We start from the raw sequence: 17,499 nt of genomic DNA, 5'->3' as shown, positions 1-17,499 counted from the left end.
ATCTTTGGCGCTAGAAGCCAATGAATTATCTATCTCCATATGATGTCTTGCGTGAATACTGGGGTTTTGAAACTTTCAGGGTACGCCAGGAGACGATCATCCGATCTGTGATGGAAGGTGTGGATACCCTGGCTTTATTGCCAACCGGAGGAGGCAAATCCTTATGTTATCAGATCCCAGCTCTATGCATGCCTGGAATTTGTTTGGTGTTTTCCCCTTTAATTTCTTTGATGAACGACCAGGTCATGCATCTTAAAAAAAGAAATATCTCTGCAGAACTACTTCATTCAGGCCTTAACAATAGGGATATAGACCGGATATTGGACAATTGTACCTACGGACAAGTAAAGCTGCTTTATTTATCACCAGAGAGGCTGTCCTCTGAGAAAGCTATGTCGAGATTGATCAGAATGAATGTCAATCTGCTAGCTGTAGACGAAGCCCATTGTATAAGTCAGTGGGGTTATGATTTCAGGCCTGCCTACCTTGAAATAGCCAGGATCAGGGAATGGATGCCCAAAGTGCCGGTTTTGGCGCTTACTGCCACAGCAACTACAGAAGTCACTAATGATATCCAGCAAAAACTGCTTTTCGCGCAAAACAATGTCATCAAATCAAGTTTTGCCCGAAGCAACCTTTCTTATATCGTGCTGAAGGAAGAAGACAAATTGAGTAAGATGGGCTCAATTCTACAAAAATCAGCAGGCAGTGCTATCGTATATGTCAGGAACAGAAAGTCTGCCAAAGTAAGCAGTGATTATTTGACACAAATTGGGATAAGTGCTACCTTTTATCATGCCGGATTAAGCCAGGAGCAGCGTATAGACAGGGAATCCAAGTGGAAAGCCAATCAGGTCAGAGTCATTTGTGCTACCAATGCTTTTGGTATGGGGATAGACAAACCTGATGTGCGAACAGTAGTCCATCTGGATCTACCTAACAGTATGGAAGCCTATTTCCAGGAAGCTGGCAGAGCTGGCAGAGATGGGGCCAAAGCCTATGCTGTCGTACTCATCGGCCCCGGTGACAAACAGATGATGGTCTCCCGGTTTGAAGCTAACTTTCCAAGTCTTGACTATATCAGGCAGCTATATAAAACCTTGAGTGTGCATTATCAAATCGCTACCGGCAGCATGAGCAGTCAAGCATTTAATTTTGATGTAGTAGCATTTTGTGAGCAATACAGACTTGAGATACTGCCCACCCTTGAAGGGCTTAAAGTGCTTGAGCATGGAGGTTTTATCGTCTTGAATGATTCAATTTATCAGCCATCAGAGCTGGAAGTATTAGCTGATAAAGAGACTTTGTATCGATATCAGGTCAAACATGCGGAAGAAGATGCCCTCATCAAATTGATCTTGAGATCTTATGAAGGGGTATTTTTTAATCCAGTCAAGATATCCGAATACAAGCTAAGTCGGCAACTAGAAATTAGTGAGGACGATGTGGTCTATTTTTTGCAAAGCCTGCACCTTTCCGGCATCATCCGTTATCAACCAAGAAGTGATCTTCCTAAAATTATATTTAAAGGTTCACGTGTCAGGAGTGACACTCTAGAAATCGATCAAAAATGGTATGACTTTCGAAAACAGCGTGCTCTACATCAAATTCAAAACGTATGGAAATATGTGGAAGCGGATCATTGCCGCAGTATGGCTATGCAGCGATATTTTGGTGAACATGATGCAGACGAATGTGGCATCTGCGACCTTTGTCTTAAAAGAAAAAAAAGTGATCCTGAGATATTTATTGAATACAAAAAAAATATTTTAAACGCCGTCAAAGGTCAATCGCCGATAAAACTGAAGGATCTGCTCAATATGTTTTCCGCTATACAAAAGGACGCTGTGCTGGTAGCTTTAAAAGAATTAGAAGGGGAATTGCAGCTGACCATAGATCATGAGCTTATTTATGCCATTCCTGATTGACCCATACTGAGCTCTTTATTTTCGATTGGTTGTCGTTGAGTACATTTGGGCTGTGAAATCCATTTGCATTTTTGTATCTAATGATTTGGCCACCGATCAACGAATGATCCGAATATCTGAGTGGTTGGTACATCATGAATGGAAAGTTCATCTTGTCGGCACGCTTAAACCTGGTAGTTTAGCTTTTAGCGGAAATGGGTATACCATAGAGCGGTTGGATATACGGCCCCGGAATGGAATCTTTTTTTATTTAATCCTCAATGTTATATTTTTTACAAAGACGATCTTTTCGTCTTACCAGGCATATCTGGCTGTTGATCTTGATACGTTGCCAGGTATCAGATTAGCTACCTGGATTAGCAGGAAAAAATTAATTTGGGACTGTCATGAGATATATCCTTCGATTCCTGAACTATACAGCAAACCACTAATCAGGGGATTCTGGAATCGAGTAGAGCGACTTTTTTTACCGGGATTAAAACAAATCATTGCCGTAAACATTGGGGTCTGTGATCATCTTAAAAAATTTGGATTGAGCCCTCAGATCGTGCACAACTATCCTGTTATGAGACAATTGATCGGCACTATTCGGGAAAGGTTTGATAGCAAGATCATCCTTTTTCAAGGGCATCTTAACGAAGGCAGATGCCTGGATACCTTGATTTTAATGGTTGGAAATTTGCCCCCGGCTTTTACGCTCTGCATAGCAGGTGATGGACATTTGAAAAATCAACTGATGACTTTGACTGACAAAGCATGGCTCCAAGATCGGGTCCGCTTCCTCGGTATGTTGGCGCCTGATGATTTATTCGAGGTGACTTCCAGAGCATTTTTGGGTATAAGCTTACTCGAAGGAAGGCATGAAAACTCCAGAATATCGCTGGCTAACAAGAACCTGGACTATATCATGGCAGGATTGCCAAGCATAACAATGAATTTTCCTGAGTATCGCCTGATCAATAATCGATGGGAGGTATCCATTTTACTGGACGATCCTGTTCAATCTGCTTATTTGGAAAGTGAAATCATAAAATTATCAGAGGATTATGACCGCTATGTAAAAATGCATTTTGCCTGTCTGCAAGCAAGAGAGGTTTTAAATTGGGGTCATGAATCTGACAAGCTTTCGGTTATTTTTGAGTCTATGCAGGCTTGACAAAGATGTGGCCCTCCAAATATAGTACCGCATGACCTCCGATCAGTACCCGATCCCCCTTGAGGACGCAATACAAGTCACCACCACGTGACGATACCTGCCTGGCGACAAAATCCGTTTTGCCCAATTTTGAAGCCCAGAAAGGGGTTAGCGTAGTATGAGCACTGCCTGTCACAGGATCCTCATCTATCCCACTCTGCGGAAAAAAGCATCTGGACACGAAATCTATTGTGTCTCCGGGTGCGGTGACAATCAACCCTCTGGTAGGCAGTCTTTTGATTAGGCTAAAATCCGGCTTCATAGAAACCAAAGTACTTTCATTTATTATTCTGACCAGATAATCGCTCTTGCCTTTAATACTTTCTATTATTGTACACCCCAAAGCGGCTTCGATAAGGTCTGGAGTTGTGACAGGGTAGAAGACATCAGCAGGAAAGTCCAGCTCCAGGGTGTTGTCAGCTTTCTGAGTGACAAACAAAGGCCCACTCCTCGAGTCAAATTTGATCATTGAACCCTCGGCTCGATGTAGACTGAATATGACATATGCTGCGGCCAGGGTGGCGTGTCCGCAAAGGTCCACCTCAATAGTCGGTGTGAACCACCTTATTTTAAAACCTTCCCTTGTCTGCCATACGTAGGCAGTCTCTGCAAGATTGTTTTCTGCAGCAATAGATTGAAGGACCTGATCAGGTAAGTCAAAATCCATCATGCAGATTGCAGCAGGATTACCTGAGAACAATGCTTCTGTGAATGCATCCACTTGGTAGATAGAGATAGGGGTCATAATCTTAGAGGATCCAGACTTTTGATGAGGGCTAATAATTTCTTTAAGTGATCAAGGGTGGTAGCAGGATTCATCAGGCTGGTACGGAGATAAGTTTTATGATCTATCACGGTCTGAACCAAATAAAACTTGCCGGTAGCCAGTATATTTTTACGAATCACGCGATTTAATTCATCACATTGTTCATCATCGACTTCCTTTGGTTTATATCTAAAACAGACAATATTAGAAGCAGGATAGGTCGCCAATTCAAATGAAGAGTCCATTCTGATCAAGTCTGCAAATTGTTTTGCAAGATCATATCGATAATCGATATCCAGGCCCAGTCTTTTTATGCCTAACTGATGTATCAAGGTATAAGCTTTGAGCACCATCATGTTTTTGGTACATTCGAATGTCCGTTTGCCCAATTGATACCATTCCTGGTCTTTTTGTTCGTAAAGGTATTGTGCTCCCTGTGTGAAAGTCTGGTAGGAAGACTGATAGGATTTATACAATAATGCAGTACTTAAGATAGGAGTCTGTAGTAATTTATGAAAGTCCAAAATCATGGAATCCGCTTCTTCAATTCCTTTAATCAGGTGTCTATAAGTATCACTAAAACAGACTGCTCCACCGTGAGCACCATCTACATGCAACCAAATCTTTTTTGGCTTAGCAAATAGGGCAAAAGCTTCAATATCATCGTAGGATCCGGTCGCCGTGCTCCCTGCATTAGCTATGATAGCAAATATTTTGAAGCCCCGATCGACGGCTTGCAGATATAAATCTTCCAGTACAGATACATCAGCTTGAAAATCATCGTTGGTCGGAATGGATATGATCGCATCCTGGCCTAGTCCCATAATTTTAATAGCTCTTTCGACGCTATAATGGGCTTCTTTAGATACCATGATGGCGTATTTAGAATTCCGATGACCACTATTCCAATAGGTTCCACCAGAGCCTATTTCCCTGGCAGTGAGCAATGCAGTAAGATTGGCCAAGGTGCCTCCTGAAGTAAAAAATCCGGTTGATGTCTTTGGCCAGGATACCAAGGAGGTAAGGATTTCACAAACAGCACGTTCCATGGCCACAGAGACCTGCCCCATTTCATAGACTGCCATGCCATTATTAAGTAATCCCGCTGATAAATCTGACAGCAAAGCAAAAGGATGACTGTTGGCCACCTGATGCCCTACATAGCCTGGGTGGTGCAGGTGTATAGAGTCTGAAATGATTTTTGAACTTAATTGGGAGACAGACAAAGTAGGGTGAATCAATTCCTCCAGCCAGGTATGGTAAGAATCTTCCGGGTCGATCAATTGGGTGACCCGTATATGCTCATTGCTGCAATCGGTCAAATAGTTAGCGATAAAATCTATAAGAAGGTGTCCATGCTTCCTGAATAGCTCAATAGGATCGTCCGGATCAGTCAATCAATGTAAATGGAAGGTGATAAAATCTCATTAGTAATTGTCGTCTTCACTAAATGAGTTTTCTGCATTTTCGATATCATCCAGTGAAACATCTCCAGAGTCATCACTTTCTTCATCATCTGCAAATATTTCATCATCGCCTTCGGAGGAGCCTTCGGTATCCAGATCAGCCTCAAGATCAGGGTCTACCTTTGCTGGCTTGGCCTTTCTCTCGACCCATCGGATGAGATAATAAATTTCATCGGTTTCGAAAGGAATGGCAGAAACTCTCTTGCCATCACGATCGAAGAATGATATCATCGCACCATCAAATCCATTTGGATAAGCAGCATGCATCAACGAAAGCAGCTCAGGTGAAAGATTTTCGTAGTCTTTGACTACACGTTTTTTGTTTGCCTTAGGATCTTCTTTTTTTTTCATACAAGAGTTTGTTAAATCTTGGTGATATTTATTTTTAGTTTACTTACAGCGACAAATTTATACGCTGTTCTGTTTTTTCCTCAATTTATTTCAATAAATTTTTGAAATATTTTATCTGCCAGTGTTTAAGAAAAAATGACTTTCTTCGCAAGGGTAAATTAATTTTGCCATATCCAATGTGAATCTAAGCACCTCTTACCGCAATATACTTAAGATTTCAGCTCCGATTATGATTGGTGGAGCATCTCAAAACATCATAGCGCTCACAGATAGTATATTTTTATATCATTATGATCAGCTGATGTTTGCTGCAATGGGCTTTGTCGGAGTGTATTATCTGATCATTGCCGCTATTGGATATGGTTTTTCCAGAGGCGGGCAGATCCTGATAGCCAGGAAAATGGGGGAGAAAAATAAAGTAGCGATCGGTCAAATAGTACATATGATGGTTTTATTTGAATTGGTGATGGCTACTGTCATGTTTTTTTTCATGAGGTATGGCAGTGAATGGCTTTTTACCAAATTAGCCTCTTCGGAGACCATCATCCAACATAGTCTGTCTTACATCAAGTATAGGTCTGTAGGTGCTTTTTTTAGTTACCTGGGGGTGGTCTATATTGCTTTGTATGCAGGGGTAGCTCGAACTGCAGTGATTGGCTATCAGACCTTTGTGTTGATTATTATTAACTTGATACTTAATTATGGGTTTATATTCGGCCATTTTGGCTTGCCTTCAATGGGAATAGGCGGGGCAGCCCTGGCCAGTACTTTGGCGGAGGCAATCACGCTGATCATATTTACTTTTTTTATTTTTCTGGACAATAAAAAATACCAATATCATATTTTTAACCTGCATCCTATCAATTGGAAAATCATCCGTCAGATCATCCAGGTTTCAGTACCTTTTGTAGTACAATCTATCGTGGGTTTAGGATCTTGGTTTTTGCTATTTTCCTGGATTGAGAATATGGGCGAAAAAGAGCTCGCCATCTCTAACCTTGGCCGAATCGTCTACCTAATCCTCAGTGTGCCGATCTGGGGTTATGCTGCCGGTATCCAGACTTTGGTAAGTGGCTATATCGGCAAGGACCGGTTAAATGCGGTGATCCCAATCATCAAAAAAACTGCCGTGCTAGCTTTTATCACCACAGCCATCATAGCTGTTCCGGCTTTACTGCTCCCAGAATATCTATTTTATCCGATCCTTGGAGCTGATGATATGCAGCTGGTGTACGATACGAAGCCTATTTTTCAAATCATACTCATATTGTTGCTCATGTTTTCTGTAGCGACGATTTTCTTTAATGGGTTGAGCGGCACAGGTGCATCTCTGCAAGCATTGATAATACAAATAGCTTGTACTATTTTTTATATGGTAGTAGCATTTTATATTATCAAAATAAAACAAATGGGACTGAATTGGGCCTGGGGATCAGAGAGCATCTATTGGGTGATTATCTTTCTTTCGTCGGCCTATGCTTTGTACGGTCGCAAATGGAAAACTATCTTTGATTAAAATTTTTACTCAATAATCAATCTTAAACCGTGGTGACAGATAATTCTAGGTATGAGTCCAGGGGAGTATCCAGTGATAAAAGTGATGTGCATCAAGCAATCCGTAAGCTGGATCATGGCCTCTATAAAGATACCTTCTGCAAAATATTGGCCGATCCGTTTTCAAATAATGCTGAAGATAATATCATTTTGCATGCCGATACTGCAGGAACCAAAACCATTCTCGCCTATTTATACTGGAAGGAGACAGGTGATCTCAATGTATGGAAGGGGATTGCCCAGGATGCTTTGGTGATGAATGTGGATGATATGGCCTGTAGCGGAGCAGTCGAAAGGTTTATCATATCCAATACGATCCTCCGCAACAAAAAATTGATTCCCGTCGAAGTACTTGAAGCTATAATAGAAGGTACTTTGGAGTTTGCCCATGTGCTTAAGCCTCTTGGCATAGACATTATACACGCTGGTGGGGAGACTGCAGATGTAGGGGATGTGATCCGGACTATTGATGTTGGATACACCGCCTATACCCGCTTGAATGCCAAAAAGGTGTTTGTCAATCAAATTCAGGCTGGAGATTTGATTTTAGGCCTTGGCTCTGCCGGACAGACCAGTTACGAGTCTACTTATAATAGTGGTATCAGTTGTAATGGACTGACGAGTGCTCGTCACGATGTCTTATCGAAATACTATCTCTCCAATTATCCAGAATCTTTTGACTCAAGCATAGATTCCTCTTTGGTATACAGCGGAAAATACCGGATGACTGATCAAATAGACTTGGGCCCAAATGTCAAAAAGACTATTGGTGAATTATTATTGTCCCCTACCCGAACTTTTCTGCCCCTTTTACATCAAATGATGCGAGCAGACATGGAGGGTATTCATGGGATCATCCATGGGACAGGTGGCGCGCATAGCAAGGTGTTGAAATTTGTTGAAGGGGTGCACATCATTAAGGACCATATGCCGGAAGCTCCAGTTATATTTCAAATAATTAAAGAATGCAGTCAAGCTTCTGTCGAGGAAATGTATAAAGTATTTAATATGGGCATCCGGTTGGAAATATATGGTTCGGCATCAGCTTTGGAGCGGGTACAAATTATGGCAGAAGCATTAAATATCCCTAATCAAATTATAGGTAGAGTAGAAGGTCAGGAAAGTCCTGTCCCCACCATCACGATGCAGGTAGACCAGCAGAAGTGGAGCTACCAATGATAAACTATATCACTAAACTTTGTCTTCAGGCTTGGCACTCTCAGGATCAGCCAGATCCTCTCCTGTAGTCTGATTACCCAGGCCCTCTTCAGCTTTGCTACTGATTTTGGAACCTATATTGGTAGCAAGGTCCTCAGCTTTATCCACGGCCTTGTCCATCGCATCCTCTGCTTGGTCAGCGAGCTTAGATCCCAGGTCCTTTGCATCCTGAACGAGGTCACTTGCTTTATCTTTGGCTTGGTCCCAGACATCGTCTGCCTTTTCAGCTACTTTATGGCTAAGATCTTTTGCGTCATCTACCAGGTCAGCAGCTTTATCCTTGGCTTTTTGGATCACCGATTTAAGTTTTGGGTCATCCAAAATGTCTTCAGCTTTGTCTTTGGCTTTGTCCCAAACATCATCTGCCTTTTCAGCTACTTTATGGCCAAGGTCTTTGGCATCTTCTACCAGGTCATGGGCCTTTTCTTTGGCTTTGGCTAATGCAGATTGGACCTTAGGATCATCCATCAAATCTTCAGCTTTATCTTTGGCTGCTTCAAAAGCATCTTCTGCTTTATCAGCTATCTGTTCTCCGACTTGTTTGGCTTTTCCGAATAATTTGCTTAGAAAATTTTTCATGCTTTATTTAAATTATATATCAAAAATACAAATGCATATCCATTATAAGTTAAAAAAAATTACCCCAATTACTACTCTGATACAAAATTCAACTTGAATTTGCCAGTATTTGAAATCCAAAAAAATTACTTTTGAGCTGTGAGTAATAAAGAAATAGCCAATGCTTTTGATCTACTAGCCAAAATCATGGAATTGCACAATGAAAATCCATTCAAGATCAGATCCTACCAAAATGCCTATCTAACTCTTCGAAAATTAGATACACCGCTGGCGGATTTTGGCATGGAACAATTGATGGAAATTAAAGGTATTGGCGAAGCCATTGCTGAAAAAATCCAAAGCCTGGTGAAGACCGGCAGCATGCCTACTTTGGAAAAATACCTGGTTAAAACACCGCCCGGAGTGGTGGAAATGTTGAAAATAAACGGCCTGGGACCAAAAAAAGTAGCTACGCTCTGGCATGAACATGGATTTGCCTCACCAGGCGAATTACTATATGCCTGCAATGAAAACAGGCTCATTGAGCTTAAAGGTTTTGGTGAGAAGACTCAAAGTGCGATCATCAAAGCCATTGGATTTCTACAGTCAAGTGAAGGAAAATATCTCCACCATTTGGTCACTTATCATGCCAATGAAATCATTAACATGCTTGGCCTAGCCGTACCTGGTTCGGTCACCATCCTCACTGGCTCACTTCGTCGTGGTGTACCAATCGTAGAGACAATGGAATTATTGACGACCTGCTCCAGGGTGCAGCTTGAAAAGTTTATGAAAAATCAACCTTTTGAGTGGGATTTGCCTTCAAAAAACAATGACAAAGGTATGTGGCAAGAATTTTTGCCAATACATTTTTATTTTACGACCGGACATGATTTGATTCATGACCTGGTGAGCACGACAGGGCCTCGGTCGTTTGCACAACATGTACTCGATAGCCCTGACAAATCCTTTAACACAGAAACTGAATTATTCAAATCCAAGCACCTGCCTTATATCAGTCCTGAATTAAGGGACATCCAGCACATCGAAAAATGGTCTCAAAAAGAACTTGATTTGCTGATCAACCACCAATATATCAAAGGAATCATACATTGTCACTCTACTTACAGTGATGGCATTCATTCTTTAGAAGCTATGGCGACCGAAGCTCAAGTGTGTGGCTATGAGTATCTGGTCATTACGGATCATTCACAGGCTGCAGCATACGCCAATGGACTAAAGTTAGAGCAGCTGGAAGCACAGTGGCTGGAGATCGACCATCTAAACCAAAAACTACATCCATTCAAAATACTCAAGGGGATAGAATGTGATATCCTTGCACATGGTGACCTGGATTACAATGAAGAGATTTTATCCAGGTTTGAACTCATCATCGGATCCATCCACAGTGTGTTTAATATGGATGAGACTAAGGCTACCCATCGGCTTATAAGAGCCATCGAAAACCCTTTTACCAATATCATCGGCCATCCATCCGGACGATTGCTATTGAGCAGAGAGGGGTATCCACTTGATTATGCCAGAATTTTAGACGCATGTAAAGCCAATCAGGTGGCTATAGAGCTGAATGCCAACCCCCAAAGACTGGACATCGATGCCAGTCATATCACTAAGTGTGTAGAGTCAGGAGTGTATGTAGCTATCAATCCAGATGCGCATAATAAAACTTCTATCAAGGATATTAATTATGGTCTGATATCGGCCAGACGAGGAGCTTTGCCTGCATCATTGTGTCTCAATACCATGACAGCAAATGAATTGATCTCGTTTTGCAAAAAGCGTTAAAAATAAATACGGTTAGTTGACCGTCCTCGAAAATTCGTAACTGTACAAGTCACAGCAAGGTTCTGTCAGCACCAATTTATTTTTGTCTATCACAATGCCTTTGGCAGTGATATTTAAGAAAAAATCTGCATCCGTCGGAGCGCTCGTAATCTTAAGGGAATCCTGAGTGACTGCATTAGGTTGCAGAATGTAAGCCCCATTATAAATGCTGGCTTTGTTTTTTAATAAATCAAAACTGGTGTCATCAAATCTTATGGCATCAAATTTTGCTGCATAGCCTTGACCGGTGATACCCCCACTGACGGCCACAAGGTTCCAGGTACCTGTTATTCCAGTAGCATTTTCTGTATTTGAAGATTTTTCACATGCCATCCAACTAAAGGAGGCCATTGCAATTACGATTATTAATATGTTTTTCATACATATAAAGACGAAGTGCGTCATTATTGAGTTGGCAAAACTACTTTTTTTAACTTTTGCTTAATGGTCAAGACTACTTTTGAGGGTTGACCGACATCAGTCCATTTGCAGACTTCCACTGATCAGCATAATCGATCGCCAAATTGCAGAGTGCTCTGATCCCGGTCTTCATCCCTTTATCATCAACATAAAAATCAGGTGTATGATGAGAAGGTGCCAGGTTAATGTCATTACCCGCCGGCATACCACCTACAAATAGAAACAAGCCAGGCACTTTTAGCGCATATTTGGAAAAATCCTCTGCACCGGTGACTGCCTTGATCAGGTGAGTATTTTTTTCTCCGGTTACCCGCTTGATAGTGGGTAACATGAGATCAGTTAAAGCAGGGTCATTAAATGTGACCGGGTAGCCCATAATGATTTCAGTTTCAGCTTCGGCACCCATGCTCTCCGCGATGTTGGCTACAATAAGTCTGATTTTTTGATGAATGATGCGCTGCATGCCAGTATCCAGAGTGCGGATAGTGCCAGTTAGTTCTGCATCCTCCGGGATAATATTATTACGTACCCCGGCGTGAAAAGTAGCTACCGTCACTACTGCAGCTTCTTTGGTGAGATCTACCTGACGGCTTATAATGGTCTGGAGTGCCATGACTATCTCTGATCCGATGACTACAGGGTCGACACTTTTCCAGGGGGTAGACCCATGGGATTGTACCCCTTTGATCGTGATTTTAAGTTGGTCTGCTGCTGCCATAATACCGGCTGGTTTATAATTGATATGTCCTACCGGGGTGAGTGAATTGACATGGAGCCCGAAGGCAACATCCACTGCAGGATTGTTCATAAGTCCTTCTTGGATCATCAATCCGGCTCCTCCTTCTTCTCCTGCAGGAGCGCCTTCTTCCGCTGGTTGGAAAACAAGTTTTATATTGCCTTTGAGCTGATCTTTCATAGAATTAAGAATTTTGGCTGCACCAAGCAACATTGCGATATGTGTATCATGCCCGCATGCATGCATGACCCCGACAGACATACCCTGGTACACGGCTTTGTTGACTGACTTCCAGGGGAGATCGACTCGTTCAGTCACTGGCAATCCATCTATATCTGCTCTCAATAAGATCGTGGGGCCGGGTTTGGCACCCCGTATAAGGCCAACTACCCCTGTCTTAGCGATACCGGTTTGGGTTTCAATACCCATGGACTTTAAGGTTTCAGCTATGCGCTCACTTGTCTTAAATTCACGATTACTGAGTTCTGCATTTTGATGAAACCAATGCCTCTGAATGCAAACTTCGGCATCTATTTCATCTGCCATCTTGTCTATGACTGATCTCATATCGACGGCCGCCGTGGTCGTGACTTTAGATTTTGAAGTGGATTTGGTTTTTGACTGTGCTATAAGCCCTATCGTCCACATCACAACTATAAAAAACAATATTGATTTCTTTATCATTTCTATATTTTTGATCATAAAAATAATCATTCATGCTCTATTGCCCTATACAGTTTGCCACACCAGCCTATGACGAAGCGGTCAAACTTAGATATGAGGTATTAAAAGAACCCCTGGGTTTAGATTTTACGGTCGAGGCGCTGTCAGAAGAATTTAATCAGTTTCATTTAGCTGCTTACGCCGGAGATGGTGGGCTGACTGCCTACTTATTACTTACACCCTTAGAAAATAAAGTGATTCAGATGCGGCAAGTAGTTGTAAAACCAGCCTTTCAAAGAAAAGGCATTGGTAAAGGACTAGTGATGTATAGTGAGGCATGGTCCAGGCATCATGGTTACTCCGAAATGGTACTCCATGCGAGGAAGGAGGCTGTTGCTTTTTACGAAAAACTGGGATATTCAAGGACCGGCAAATCCTTTGAAGAGGTAGGGATTCCTCATTGGCTGATGAAGAAAAAATTATCAGCTTGATTGACTGGCCCACAGAAATAAAAATTACTATTACTCCTTTTTAAGATATAGACCTCTCAGCTAATTTATATCTTTAAGTCATTATATGGATACAATAAATATAAACAGCGGGTTAAAGGAGCAAAATACTTTTGATGCCATAGTCATTGGTTCAGGTATCAGTGGAGGCTGGGCTGCCAAGGAACTTTGTGAAAAAGGATTAAAAGTGTTAATGCTTGAGCGTGGGGGGCCTCTATTACATCCCAATTACCCAACGGCATCCACCTCACCCTGGGATTTTGAACATCACAATAGGCTGACTCAGGAAGATCGGGAGAAATATTATGTACAAACCAGGCATTATTCAATAGGAGAAGACAATAAACACTTTTATATAGTGGACAAAGACAATCCCTATATTGAAACTAAAAGATATGATTGGGTCAGAGCCAATGTAGTCGGAGGAAGGTCCTTATTGTGGGCTCGTATGACCTGGCGATGGTCAGATTTGGATTTTAAAGCCAATGCCAAAGACGGGCATGGGGTCGATTGGCCTATCAGATATAAGGACATTGAACCGTGGTATACTTATGTTGAAAAATTCATTGGGGTGAATGGCAATAAGGATGGTCTTGCCATCGTACCTGATGGTCACTTTCAGAAACCAATGGAGATGAACTGTGTTGAAAAAGATTTCACCCGGATCATCAATGATAAAATGAAGAGACCAGTTATTATGGGTCGTTGCGCTAACCTCACGGAGCCGGTCAAAGGCAGAGGTGTATGCCAGTATCGAAATCTATGTCATCGAGGCTGTCCATACGGAGCCTATTTTAGCACGAATGCGTCAACCTTGCCAGCAGCTTTTGAAACAGGCAATCTCACTTTAAGGCCGCATTCACTGGCCAATCAAATTCTGTATGACGAAAAAAGCCAAAAAGCTTCTGGGGTTGAAGTCATAGACACTGAGACAAAAAATGTTGTACAGTATTATGCTAAACTGATATTTGTCAATGCAGCAACCCTCGCTACTGCTCAAATACTATTAAACTCAACCTCCAACCGATTTCCGAATGGGTTGGGCAATGACAGCGATCAGGTAGGCAGAAACATTATGGATCATCACAAATTTGCCAGTGCGTCAGCGCAGGTTGAAGGGTATGAAGATAAATATTATTATGGTCGTCGTCCAAACGGTATTTATGTACCCCGGTTTAGGAATATTCACGAGCAGAGGCCTGACTATATTCGAGGGTTTGGCATGCAGGGTGGGGCATCCAGGAGTGGCTGGAACAATGGTGATCATGTAAAAAATCACGGTTTTGGCGAAGAACTCAAAGCGGCGGTAGCACAGCCAGGAGGGTGGACGATCAGTCTCGGTGCTTTTGGGGAATGCCTGCCTTACTCAGAAAATCGAGTGACCATCAACAAGGATAAAAAAGATCCATGGGGAATGAATATGTTGGAAGCCAATGTAGAATTTCGAGAAAACGAAAAAGCGATGAGTAAAGATATGACAGATTCGGCAGCTGAAATGCTTGAGGCTGCAGGGTATAAAAATGTCAAACCTAATTATGCTATCTCCTTTCCGGGGAATGCTAATCATGAAATGGGTTCTGTCAGGATGGGGCGAGATACCAAAACTTCTGTGCTCAATGGCTTTAATCAAATGCATTCAGTGAAAAACGTTTTTGTTACGGATGGATCCTTTATGGCTTCCAGCAGTTGTGTCAATCCCTCCCTGACTTATATGGCCATGACAGCCCGGGCATGTGCGTATGCTGTAGAAGAATTAAAGAAACGGAATATTTAAAGAGGAAATGGAACAACAATGACTTTTGACATAGTCAAATGAGCCTGCGATTTATACCAAATCATACTGCTTTAACTCTCCTTCGAGCTTATGGAGATCAATTTTTATTTTTTCATGACTGACATCCAGTTTTTTCAATTGGGCTTCTTCATATTGAAGTAAGCCGTCAAAATCATTAAATGAGCTCTCTATTTTCTTACGGATATTGACGATATAATCATTGAGTTTGACTCGTACATCAGATTCCAGGCTGAGTCTGCCTTTGGCGATTTCTTTCCTGAAAGCATCCATGAACTTTCGTTTTTGGAAAAATGCCAAAGCTCCGGCAAATAAAAATCCTAATCCGGAGATTACTCCTCCGGTCACATCGAAAATAGCCCCTTTGGTAATTGCCGCCAATACGATACCTACTATACCCATTCCGGTACCTCCTGCGATTTGGGGGGAGATTGATTCTTGCCCGGGAAACATTTCTGCCTGGCTAAAATTTTCAGACTTATTGAGGAAGTTATTGAACGATTCCTGCAGATCTCTAAATACATTGGCTCTTCGCTCAGCGATCTCTGCAAATAATTCGTGATTGTCTTTTAAAATGGTGCGACTGTTTCGGATTTTGAGGTCGATGATTTTTCCCATCTGCTGCACATTGTCCGCAATGTCTGCAATGCCTCCTGACAATTTACTTTGCAACTCTATCTGTAGATCTTTTTCCAGGCCATTGAGCAAGACGGTCAACCATTCTTTTACCGATTGACTTTTACTGAAGACGGAGACAATAGACCTTTTAAATAAAGAAAATATACCCAAGCCTTCCTCGAGCTCTTTTTCTGTTTTCATCGTAGCCCGATCATACGCTGCCAGCAGGTTTTCTACCAGGTTTTCAACTTGATTTTTAGATTTATACTCCTGCTCATCAAGGCTGGTCCTGATATCATTTCTAAAGTTGACATCATAGATATATTGTTCTTTCCTGTCAATGATCCCTTTGAAGATGCGTTCATTGATGTTTTGGGCAGTAGAGATATTATTATACAATTTGATAAAAGGTGCTTTTCCTTTCAGTATATGATCATTGATGTAGGCACGGAGCTCAACAAAACCACTTTCGTTTTCCTTGCCCTCTAGTTCCAGTTTGGCAGACACCGAAAATATTTTTATATCAGACATACCCTTTTTGTGAGCATATTCTGCCAGGCCCTTTTCATTGATCCCCAGATCTTCAGCATTCATCAGGTCTTTTTGCTGAAGGACGAAAATCACTTTTTTGCGCCATTCTTCTTTTATATAGTCAAAAAAATCCCAGGCAGACTGCCGATATGGATTTTTTGATTCAAAGACGAAGACAATAAGATCAGAAGATGGGATGAATCTTTCAGTAATTTCCTGGTGATGTGCTACTATCGTATTAGTGCCTGGAGTATCGACGATCGCTATCTCTTTTAATATGTCAGCGGCGACAAATATTCGCTTAAAATGCGGATTGATAAATACCTCCATCTCTTCCGGACCGTATAGTATCTGTTGGATCGTATCTGTCATTGGCATTGGAGCTACTTTGCAGATTTCGCGGTCAGCTTTGAGCAAAGCATTGATAAAACTGCTTTTGCCAGCTTTGACTTCACCGACGACTACAAACATAAATGGATCCCTAACCCGACCTCTTAATTCTGAGACTGTCTCCATCAGTTCTTTGTGTCTAATATCCATCGTCAAGTCATGAAGGTTTTTGACAGACTCATCGATTAGGCTTTGATAGACTTCCAGCTTAGGGTCGAATTTAAATAAGTTCACGTGATTCTATTTTTTTATAAATATCCGATAATATGATGGTATTTAATTTCTTGCAGATAGATATTTTAATTGCGGCCCGATACAGAACATCAAATCCAGCGTGCTCAATCCTCCTATGAAGCCGTTTTTGTCTTGAAACAATTGTGGATAGACTAAATGATCATTCAGTTCGAGAGGATCCTTTTCCCTGGAAGGTACAAAATCAAGCGCATAGGCAATATCTGGATTCCAATGAAAACAACTACATATATAATGCAATAAGTCCCAATTCAGATCCAATAAAAAAGTTTGTTTTCTGCCCAAAATAGCTTCAATATCTCCGAAAAAGTGATCAAAGAATGGAGCTCTCTTATAATAATTGGATATAGTCCTGAGGTGGTTGGAGACCCAGGGTAGATGATGGGCTATTCTGACCTCCCTGATTGCAAGTTGCTGGTGTTTGCCCTTACACAGTGGCACTGACAACATGATTTTTCCAGTACTGGATGCGAGGTAACACCGATTTCGGAGGCTGTTTTTCTGATAGGTTTCAGCAGCTTCTATCAGCACCACCTGGCTTGAAAACATGTGTCTAAGTGTCGGAATATCAGGAAAATATTGTGTAGTAAATCGGGTATGGATTGATGATATAGTCGATTGCTCCATAAAAACTAAAAATTATAAACTCGAGGATGGCATCCCATGTTTAATTGCCAGAGGCGAAGTTATAGCCAACTAATGTTAAT

Annotated in this window: 15 protein-coding genes; 7 read left to right on the top strand and 8 right to left on the bottom strand. The window is 41.6% G+C overall.

From position 1 onward, the window contains the following. Positions 1-20: 20 nt before the first annotated feature. Together IPJ09_04125 and IPJ09_04120 are read left to right on the top strand one after the other, a co-directional pair. Entirely contained in the window at positions 21-1,928 is a 1,908-nt protein-coding gene (locus tag IPJ09_04125; protein MBK7370620.1) for a RecQ family ATP-dependent DNA helicase, read from the top strand. Between the two features lie 52 nt (positions 1,929-1,980). Continuing rightward, positions 1,981-3,084, top strand: coding sequence for a glycosyltransferase (locus IPJ09_04120; GenBank protein MBK7370619.1), 1,104 nt, complete (start codon positions 1,981-1,983; stop codon positions 3,082-3,084). Here the strand turns inward: IPJ09_04120 and IPJ09_04115 are convergent. Genes IPJ09_04115 through IPJ09_04105 form a run of 3 tightly spaced genes read right to left on the bottom strand, consistent with a single transcriptional unit; the run spans position 3,071 to position 5,706 of the window. Continuing rightward, positions 3,071-3,868: a PhzF family phenazine biosynthesis protein gene (locus IPJ09_04115; GenBank protein ID MBK7370618.1), complete on the bottom strand. Its 798-nt coding sequence runs from the start codon at positions 3,866-3,868 to the stop codon at positions 3,071-3,073. The genes IPJ09_04120 and IPJ09_04115 overlap by 14 nt on opposite strands. After that, the gene (locus IPJ09_04110) at positions 3,865-5,286 is read right to left on the bottom strand and encodes a pyridoxal-dependent decarboxylase (protein ID MBK7370617.1); all 1,422 of its coding nucleotides are present in this window, start codon (positions 5,284-5,286) and stop codon (positions 3,865-3,867) included. The genes IPJ09_04115 and IPJ09_04110 overlap by 4 nt, the downstream gene beginning before the upstream one ends. Positions 5,287-5,316: 30 nt before the next feature. Beyond that, positions 5,317-5,706, bottom strand: coding sequence for a hypothetical protein (locus IPJ09_04105; protein ID MBK7370616.1), 390 nt, complete (start codon positions 5,704-5,706; stop codon positions 5,317-5,319). Between the two features lie 178 nt (positions 5,707-5,884). On the opposite strand from IPJ09_04105, the gene IPJ09_04100 reads away from it, so the two are divergent. Next, positions 5,885-7,222, top strand: coding sequence for an MATE family efflux transporter (locus tag IPJ09_04100; protein MBK7370615.1), 1,338 nt, complete (start codon positions 5,885-5,887; stop codon positions 7,220-7,222). Positions 7,223-7,254: 32 nt separating this feature from the next. Next, positions 7,255-8,439 (top strand): phosphoribosylformylglycinamidine cyclo-ligase, encoded by a 1,185-nt coding sequence (locus IPJ09_04095; GenBank protein ID MBK7370614.1) that lies wholly within the window; start codon positions 7,255-7,257, stop codon positions 8,437-8,439. 12 nt (positions 8,440-8,451) lie between these two features. Here IPJ09_04095 and IPJ09_04090 read toward each other — a convergent pair whose 3' ends face one another. Next, positions 8,452-9,057 carry a hypothetical protein gene (locus IPJ09_04090; GenBank protein ID MBK7370613.1) on the bottom strand — a complete coding sequence of 202 codons (606 nt, stop codon included), beginning with the start codon at positions 9,055-9,057 and terminating at the stop codon, positions 8,452-8,454. Between the two features lie 138 nt (positions 9,058-9,195). Here IPJ09_04090 and IPJ09_04085 point away from each other — a divergent pair, with 138 nt between their 5' ends. Next, entirely contained in the window at positions 9,196-10,842 is a 1,647-nt protein-coding gene (locus IPJ09_04085; protein MBK7370612.1) for a DNA polymerase/3'-5' exonuclease PolX, read from the top strand. Between the two features lie 12 nt (positions 10,843-10,854). On the opposite strand, the gene IPJ09_04080 is transcribed toward IPJ09_04085, so the two are convergent. Together IPJ09_04080 and IPJ09_04075 are read right to left on the bottom strand one after the other, a co-directional pair. Continuing rightward, complete coding sequence (locus IPJ09_04080) at positions 10,855-11,262, bottom strand: hypothetical protein (protein ID MBK7370611.1); 408 nt, start codon at positions 11,260-11,262, stop codon at positions 10,855-10,857. A gap of 73 nt (positions 11,263-11,335) precedes the next feature. Further along, entirely contained in the window at positions 11,336-12,721 is a 1,386-nt protein-coding gene (locus IPJ09_04075) for an amidohydrolase (protein MBK7370610.1), read from the bottom strand. Positions 12,722-12,753: 32 nt separating this feature from the next. Between IPJ09_04075 and IPJ09_04070 the strand changes: the two genes are divergently transcribed. Both IPJ09_04070 and IPJ09_04065 read left to right on the top strand, forming a co-directional pair. Beyond that, entirely contained in the window at positions 12,754-13,191 is a 438-nt protein-coding gene (locus IPJ09_04070) for a GNAT family N-acetyltransferase (GenBank protein MBK7370609.1), read from the top strand. Between the two features lie 94 nt (positions 13,192-13,285). Next, positions 13,286-14,983 carry a GMC family oxidoreductase gene (locus tag IPJ09_04065; GenBank protein ID MBK7370608.1) on the top strand — a complete coding sequence of 566 codons (1,698 nt, stop codon included), beginning with the start codon at positions 13,286-13,288 and terminating at the stop codon, positions 14,981-14,983. Positions 14,984-15,034: 51 nt separating this feature from the next. On the opposite strand, the gene IPJ09_04060 is transcribed toward IPJ09_04065, so the two are convergent. Both IPJ09_04060 and IPJ09_04055 read right to left on the bottom strand, forming a co-directional pair. Continuing rightward, positions 15,035-16,690, bottom strand: coding sequence for a dynamin family protein (locus IPJ09_04060; GenBank protein MBK7370607.1), 1,656 nt, complete (start codon positions 16,688-16,690; stop codon positions 15,035-15,037). A gap of 126 nt (positions 16,691-16,816) precedes the next feature. Then, positions 16,817-17,419 carry a WbqC family protein gene (locus IPJ09_04055; GenBank protein MBK7370606.1) on the bottom strand — a complete coding sequence of 201 codons (603 nt, stop codon included), beginning with the start codon at positions 17,417-17,419 and terminating at the stop codon, positions 16,817-16,819. Between the last annotated feature and the right edge of the window lie 80 nt (positions 17,420-17,499).

The sequence above is a fragment of the Saprospiraceae bacterium genome (assembly GCA_016709995.1).
Taxonomy (GTDB): Bacteria; Bacteroidota; Bacteroidia; order Chitinophagales; family Saprospiraceae; genus JADJLQ01.
This window is presented reverse-complemented; position numbering and strand designations above follow the sequence as displayed.

Coding starts and splice junctions, on each gene's coding strand:
- IPJ09_04125 (MBK7370620.1), top strand. CDS start 21: ATGAATTATCTATCTCCATATGATGTCTTGCGTGAATACTGGGGTTTT.
- IPJ09_04115 (MBK7370618.1), bottom strand. CDS start 3,868: ATGACCCCTATCTCTATCTACCAAGTGGATGCATTCACAGAAGCATTG.
- IPJ09_04105 (MBK7370616.1), bottom strand. CDS start 5,706: ATGAAAAAAAAAGAAGATCCTAAGGCAAACAAAAAACGTGTAGTCAAA.
- IPJ09_04090 (MBK7370613.1), bottom strand. CDS start 9,057: ATGAAAAATTTTCTAAGCAAATTATTCGGAAAAGCCAAACAAGTCGGA.
- IPJ09_04080 (MBK7370611.1), bottom strand. CDS start 11,262: ATGAAAAACATATTAATAATCGTAATTGCAATGGCCTCCTTTAGTTGG.
- IPJ09_04075 (MBK7370610.1), bottom strand. CDS start 12,721: ATGATAAAGAAATCAATATTGTTTTTTATAGTTGTGATGTGGACGATA.
- IPJ09_04070 (MBK7370609.1), top strand. CDS start 12,754: ATGCTCTATTGCCCTATACAGTTTGCCACACCAGCCTATGACGAAGCG.
- IPJ09_04060 (MBK7370607.1), bottom strand. CDS start 16,690: ATGGATATTAGACACAAAGAACTGATGGAGACAGTCTCAGAATTAAGA.
- IPJ09_04055 (MBK7370606.1), bottom strand. CDS start 17,419: ATGGAGCAATCGACTATATCATCAATCCATACCCGATTTACTACACAA.